Source organism: Streptomyces sp. NPDC059875 (genome assembly GCF_042731085.1).
GTDB lineage: Bacteria > Actinomycetota > Actinomycetes > Streptomycetales > Streptomycetaceae > Streptomyces.
In genome coordinates, this window is record NZ_JBHWJZ010000079.1 from 1 (window position 1) to 6,408 (window position 6,408).

Annotated in this window: 5 protein-coding genes; 1 reads left to right on the forward strand and 4 read right to left on the reverse strand. The window is 74.0% G+C overall.

Annotated features, from left to right (window positions below; translation table 11 throughout):
• Positions 1–752 precede the first annotated feature (752 nt).
• From ACFV9D_RS38765 to ACFV9D_RS38780, 4 genes are read right to left on the reverse strand one after another with little or no spacing between them, the layout of a single operon-like run.
• Complete coding sequence (locus ACFV9D_RS38765; RefSeq protein WP_385157798.1) at positions 753–2,063, reverse strand: O-antigen ligase family protein; 1,311 nt, start codon at positions 2,061–2,063, stop codon at positions 753–755.
• A gap of 2 nt (positions 2,064–2,065) precedes the next feature.
• A complete protein-coding gene (locus tag ACFV9D_RS38770; protein ID WP_385157801.1) occupies positions 2,066–3,502 on the reverse strand; it encodes an exopolysaccharide biosynthesis polyprenyl glycosylphosphotransferase in 1,437 nt (478 codons plus the stop codon).
• Positions 3,499–4,644, reverse strand: a complete 1,146-nt coding sequence (locus ACFV9D_RS38775) for a glycosyltransferase (protein WP_385157804.1) — start codon at positions 4,642–4,644, stop codon at positions 3,499–3,501. The genes ACFV9D_RS38770 and ACFV9D_RS38775 overlap by 4 nt, the downstream gene beginning before the upstream one ends.
• A gap of 1 nt (position 4,645) precedes the next feature.
• The gene (locus tag ACFV9D_RS38780) at positions 4,646–5,722 is read right to left on the reverse strand and encodes a DUF3344 domain-containing protein (protein ID WP_385157807.1); all 1,077 of its coding nucleotides are present in this window, start codon (positions 5,720–5,722) and stop codon (positions 4,646–4,648) included.
• A gap of 391 nt (positions 5,723–6,113) precedes the next feature.
• On the opposite strand from ACFV9D_RS38780, the gene ACFV9D_RS38785 reads away from it, so the two are divergent.
• On the forward strand, positions 6,114–6,353 hold the full coding sequence (locus ACFV9D_RS38785; RefSeq protein WP_385157810.1) for a chaplin: 240 nt from the start codon (positions 6,114–6,116) through the stop codon (positions 6,351–6,353).
• Positions 6,354–6,408: the final 55 nt, after the last annotated feature.

Here is a 6,408-nt window from a genome sequence, read left to right on the forward strand (position 1 = left end):
CGTACACATCGACCGCATCGAGGTGCGCCCCAACCCCCCCCCCCCCCCCCCCCACCCCCCCCCCCCCCCCCCCCGCCCCCCCCCCCCCCCGCCCCCCCCCCCCCCCCCCCCCCCCGGGGGGGGGGGGGGGGGCCGGGGGGGGGGCGGCCGATGCCACGTCGGCCCGCCCCCCGCCGGCCACCCCGGCCCCGCCGGACGCCGCTGCTGCGGGCCGGAACAGGTGGGTCTGCCCGGAGTGGGCCGAACCCGCGGCTACCGGGGGTGCGTCGGCTCCCCCGTACGGCGTACCCGAGGGTGTCCCCCCGAGCCGCAGGCCGGACGGGGTAGCCGACGGGGTTCGGTACCCGGTCGTCGCGGCCCCGATTGCGGCGGACGTCGCCCCGTCGGGAGGCGATACCCCCGGCCGGGGGCCGGCCGGGGGTGCGGGCTTGGGGCGGTGGGTGGTCGGCGGGCCGTGTGCCGGGATTCCGTCGTGCGGACGGCGGCCGCCGATGCCCGTTGTTCCGGCTCGGACCCCGCCGTACGGCTGCGTCGTCGTGCCGGGCCCGGGACCGGGCTGCGGGGCGGGGCGACGGGGGGACGCCGGTGGGGACGTCGTGCCGGCCCAGCGGAGGCCGCCGTCGGTGGGGGACCAGGCCGTCGCGTGGTCCGGCACGGACCACGGGTCCGCCGGCGGACCCGACCGAACCCCGTGCCCGCCGGACCCCGTCTCGGACCCCCGGTCCGTGGACTCCGGCTCCCCGCCCCAGGGGTCACGCACGCTTCACCTCCGCCAGCGACCACCACGCCGCCAGGCCGAACACGACCGACATCAGGACGGTCGAGGGCCCGCCGATGTCCGCGTAGAAGAAGTCGATGAGCTGCCACGACAGGAGACCGATCGCGACCAGCGCGCAGTCCGCGCCCCGCGCCCGCCGCCGCAACGCGCCCACCAGCAGCGCCACCCAGCTGCCCGCGAGGGTGAACAGCCCCACCAGGCCCTGCTCGCTGAGCACCAGCAGGTACATGTTGTGCGGGGACAGCAGCGGCTGGCGCCGGAACAGCGCGCCCGCACCCGCCGTGTCGCTGCCCGACGACAGCGCCAGCGAGGCGTGGGAGTCGCGGTACGCCGGGAAGCCCTTCAGGCCCACCCCCGTCAGCGGGTCCGAGCGCCACATCCGCCCCGCCGCCGCCCACATCGTGTACCGGTCCGTCACCGACTGGTCCGGCGCCCCCGCCACCTGCGTGATGCTGGTGACCCGCTCCTTCACCATCGCCGACCCCACCCCGAGACCACCCACAAGGACCACCGCAAGCGCGCCCGTCACGAGCGCCACCCGCCCGGCCCGCCGCAGCCCCGAGAGCACGAGCTGGATCGCGATCGCCAGGACCGTCGCGATCCACGCGCCCCGGCTGAACGAGAGCACGAGCGGCAGGAACAGCAGGCCCGCACAGACCAGCGCCGCCGTCCGCACCCGTCCGCGCCCGCTGCCCAGCGCGATACCGGTGACGATGACGAGCCCGTACGAGACGACCGTCGCCATCCCCATCACATCGGTCGGCCCGAACGTCCCCACCGCCCGGATGTCCTCGCCCATGTACGACGCGCCCGTCCCGGTCAGGTATTGCGTGACTCCGACCGCGCCCTGCAGCAGCGCAAGACCGACCAGCGCCCACGCGACCACCGCGAAGTCCCGCCGGTCGCGGATCATCAGCAGCACGGCCGCCGGGACCAGCACGAAGATCTGTACGTAACGGGGCACGCCCGGCAGGCTCGCCACCGGGTCGCTCGAGGTGATCGCCGCCAGACAGATCCCGAGGACCGGCAGCCCGAGGACGACCGCCGCCCCCCGGGTCAACGGCCGGGCCCCGCTGCGCATCACACGCACGAGACAGATCAGCGCGAGCAGGCCCGAGGCCGCGTCGGCGAGCGTCCCCGTCCCTCCGGTGCCTCCCTCCGTGCCGCCTGCGGCCGGGACGAGCAGCAGCGCGATCACCGCCAGGACCGGGGAGAGGGACCAGGCCCTGCGGGCCCAGTCCCGTACGTCCTCGTGCAGGGCGGGAACCGCCACCGCTGTCGCCATCATCAGCTCCCCGCCGGTCGAACCAGGCCGGCCGCGGTCCGCAGCAGAATGCGGACGTCCTGCCAGAGCGACCAGTGATCGATGTAGTGGTTGTCGAAGCGGCAGCGGTCCTCGATGGAGGTGTCGCCGCGCAGCCCGTGCACCTGTGCCAGGCCCGTCAGCCCGACCGGCATCCGGTGACGGTCCGCGTAACCGGCGTGGATCCGGCTGAACTGCGCGACGAAGTACGGCCGTTCGGGCCGCGGCCCGACCAGGCTCATGTCCCCGCGCAGCACGTTCCACAGCTGCGGCAGCTCGTCCAGCGAGCTGCGCCGCAGGAAGGTGCCGACCGCGCTCATCCGCCCGTCGTCGGCGACGCTCCACCGGGTCGCCGACTCGGTCTCGTCGGCCGGGCGCAGCGTACGGAACTTCAGCAGCGTGAACAGCCGTCCGTGCTGCCCCACCCGCTCCTGGCGGAACAGCACCCCGGGCCCGTCGGAGAGCCGCACCGCCAGGGCGCACAGCAGCAGCACGGGCAGGGCCAGGGCGAGCGCGGGACCGGCCAGGACCACGTCGAGCACGCGCTTCGCGGTCAGCCCGCGCCGCTCGCCGAGCGGCACGAGCCGACGGCAGCCGTAGCCCCACAGGTGGTCGCCCATCGCCCCCTCGTGCCGCTCGCCGCCCACCCGCCAGGTGGTGCAGCCGTAGTGCTGGAAGAGCGTCACCAGGCTTCTCTCCTCGGTCAGGAACACCGCGTCGCGCACGGTGTTCTGGATGACCGCCCGGTGGATCTCCTCGGCCGAGGAGAGGACCGGAAGCCCGGGCTCCCCGTCCGGCCGCGAGCCGACGATCCCGACCGGCCTGATGCCGTACTCCGGGTGCTGCGCCACCGCCGCCGCGAACCGGCGCGCGGCGGCGGTCCCGCCCACGATCAGCGCCGACCGCGGATGCCTCCGGGCCGAACGGCGCCTGCGGGCGTGCACGACCCCGCGGCCCACGCACAAGGCGGCGAGATGCGTGGCGTACGCGGAACAGAGCGCGCCCGGGCCGATCGCCAGGGCGGGCGCGTCCGCGGCGACGACGGCCGCCGCGACGCACCAGGCGACCGCGGTGCGGGCGGCGAGCGCGGGCAGTTCGTCCAGTACGGAGGTGAGGGCGCCGGGCCGGTGGAGCCCCGCGTACCCGTTGAGCGCGAGGACACAGCCGGCGACCAGCAGGAGCAGCCGCAGCTCGCGGTGCGGCTCAGGCAGCATCGCGGCGGCGAGCAGCACGGCGAGACCGTCGGCCGCGATCAGCGGTACGGCGGCCGTACGCAGCGGCGCGGGCCGGCGCGGTGGCAGCGCGAGCCGGCCCGACGCGCCCCGCTGCGGTGCGACGGAGGTGAGTCCGGGCGCGTGGCCCGTGCTCGCCGCGGGCCAGGGGCCCGGCGAAGGAGGAATGCTGGTGCTTTCCGTAGTCACGGCGAAATCGGCTCTCTGTGCTCGGTGCACCGCACTCCGGCCAGCTCGCGGTACACGCCCGCGACGGCCGCGCCGGTGCGCCGCACATCGAATCTGCTGAGTACGTGTTCGTGGGCCTCGTGGCCCAGGGATCGCCGCAGCTCCGGCCGGCCGAGAAGGCGGCCGACGGCGGCGGCGAGCGCGGCCGGGTCCTCGGGCGGGACCAGGCACAGGGGTTCGTGGCCGGGCGGCAGGCTCTCGCGGGCCCCGTCCACATCGCTGACCACGACCGGCCGGCCGCTCGCCATCGCCTCCAGGGGCGCGAGCGCCATGCCCTCCCAGCGGGAGGGCAGCACGACCAGATCGGCCGCCCGGTACCAGGGCGCGGTGTCGTCGACGGCCCCGGCGAACCGCACCGAAGCCGGCGCCGAGGCCCGCAGCCGCTCGCCCTCCGGTCCGTCACCGACCAGGACGAGCCGGGCCGTCGGGACCTCGGCGAGGACGGCGGGCCAGGCGGCCAGCAGGACGTCCTGCCCCTTCTGGCGGCACAGCCGCCCGACACACACGACGAGGGGCCCTTCGCCACCGGGACCGTCGGCCGTCGGCCCGGCGGCGAACCTCGTCACGTCGACGCCGTTGTGGACGACCGACCAGGTCGCCCGGATGCCCGCCCTCTCGCCGGTGCGGCGTTCGGCGTCGCTGACGCAGATGATCCGCTGCGTCCAGCGCGCCGCCCGGCGCTCCCAGCGCACCGCCAGCGCGGCGATCGTGCCGCCGACCGCCTCGAAGGACCAGGCGTGCGGCTGATACACCGTCGGGATCCGTCCGCGCAGGGCCAGTCGGGCGCACAGTCCCGCCTTGGCGCTGTGCGCGTGGACCAGCGCGGGGCGGACCGTACGGATCAGCCGGGCGAGGTCGCGGGTCTCGCGGACGAGGCGCGGGCCGGGATCGCGACCCGCCCGCCACGCGTACAGCCCGGCGCCCTCGGCCCGGACGGCCGTGGCGAGCGGGGTACCCGGAGGGCAGGCGACGGCGACCCGCAGCCCGGCGGCGAGCTGGGCGCGGACCAGGTCGATGACGACGCGGGCGACCCCGCCGTCACCGGGCTGGACCGCGTGCAGCACGGTGAAGGAAAGGGAGTCCGACTCACGTGGGTGCAGCACGTCAGCGCCGGACGTCCGCCTGGAGGAAGAGCGCCCCGAGCCAGACGGTGTCCTCCCGGGTGCCGAACCGGACGTGGAAACGGTCGGCTCCATGGCGCAGCGCACCCCCCAGATCGAAGACGTCGGAGTCGTACCCCAGGGTGTTCTGATGATCGGGAAGTCGTTCGACCCGACCGGCTCCGAAATCGGTGATGCTGGAGTTCATCACGTCGTTCGCGGAATTGGCGGAATCGGCGAGCAGGACACTCTTCGACCGGCTCGTTTCCACCGCGAGGTAATCCCCGGAAGTGCCCTGGTCGCCGTCATAGGCGACCATGCCGAGTTGTCCGCCCGAACCCATGGGAATAGCACTGTCGGAGAGCGCCACGCGCACCGGTCCGGTGTGCGGACCGAGGGTTTCGAAACCGTCCCAGATCGCCAGCCTGCGCAGCGGCTCGGCCGCGTTCTCGTACGCGACGACCAGCGTCCAGCCACCCCAACCGCCGACCGCCGAACGGCCCATCGCCACATTGACCTGCGCCACGGTCCACAGCCCCGACTGGGCCGAGCGGACGAGTTCGGTGACGTCCGCGGACGCCTGGAAGGCGTCGGCGCCGTCCGCCGTGCGGTGGCCGATCGTGGTGTCCGCCAGGACCGCCTTGTACGCGCCCCCGGGCTCGGCGACCAGGACCCGGCCGTTGTCCTTGGGCGGCTTCTGCTCGCCGACCCGCAGGTTTCCGCCCCAGTAGAGACGGGCGTAGCTGACCCGGGAGCCCTCGGGGATCCGTACCTCGGCGCGGCTGGAGTTGTAGGTGTTCGGGTCGGTGTCGACGTCGACGTACCCGATCGCGTGGCCGTCGTTGCGCACTCCGGAGCCCTGGGCACTCTCGGCGTCCTCGGCTGCCTTGGCCGACGTGTTGGCGGCGCGGACGATCCCGCCGTGCTGCTCCGCCTGGTACCGCTGCGCGAACGGAACGTGGGGGGCTTCCTTGGGCTGGGGCGCGGCGGCGGAGGCGGCCGGCAGCGCGGCGGACAGGGCCGCACACGACAGGGCGCACAACAGACCGCGGCGCACAGCACGAACCGCTGAATTCCGCATACAGGTTCTCCGCTTTGATGAGAGAAGCAAGGGAACACCCGTGAAGACCGGGGGAGGGGAAGTTGTCGGCCGCGCGAAAAGGGTGTCCGCGCGGCTGGACCGGAAGCAACGTTCGGGAACGTTATAACCCCAACGCCGGGCGATAGTAAGCATTAGATGCTCACAAACGCTAACTCCCGTATCCGTTCGGCAGGTTCCTCGTTGTGCGTGTTGCGCCATTCCAGGCCCAGTCGCTCGAATGGCCCTCCTATGGCCCAAAGATCGGTTGAACGTCACCCGTTCGGGAGAGCAACCAATGAAATGGGGCGGCGTTGTTGAAGGAGCCGGGCGAATCCGTCCGTGCCGACCGTCAGACCCGCGTGGTCTGAGAACAATCGAGGAGCGCTTCTCCATGTCCCGTATCGCGAAGGCTGTAGTCCTGTCCGTGGGTGTCGCCGCGTCCGTCGCGGGTGCCACCGGTGTCGCCGTCGCCGACGCCGGCGCCGAGGGCGCGGCCGTGAAGTCCCCGGGCGTCCTGTCCGGCAACGTCGTCCAGGTTCCGATCCACATCCCGGTCAACGTCTGCGGCAACACCGTCAGCGTCATCGGCGCCCTGAACCCGGCCTTCGGCAACACCTGCGCCAACGTCTGATCTCGCACGCCGGATCGTGGTCCTTCCGAGGCCGGCGCGCCGCCCCTTCCAGGGC

Bases quoted from the DNA above. Each gene is read 5' to 3' on its own strand.
- ACFV9D_RS38765 (WP_385157798.1), bottom strand. From the start codon at position 2,063: ATGGCGACAGCGGTGGCGGTTCCCGCCCTGCACGAGGACGTACGGGAC.
- ACFV9D_RS38780 (WP_385157807.1), bottom strand. From the start codon at position 5,722: ATGCGGAATTCAGCGGTTCGTGCTGTGCGCCGCGGTCTGTTGTGCGCC.
- ACFV9D_RS38785 (WP_385157810.1), top strand. From the start codon at position 6,114: ATGTCCCGTATCGCGAAGGCTGTAGTCCTGTCCGTGGGTGTCGCCGCG.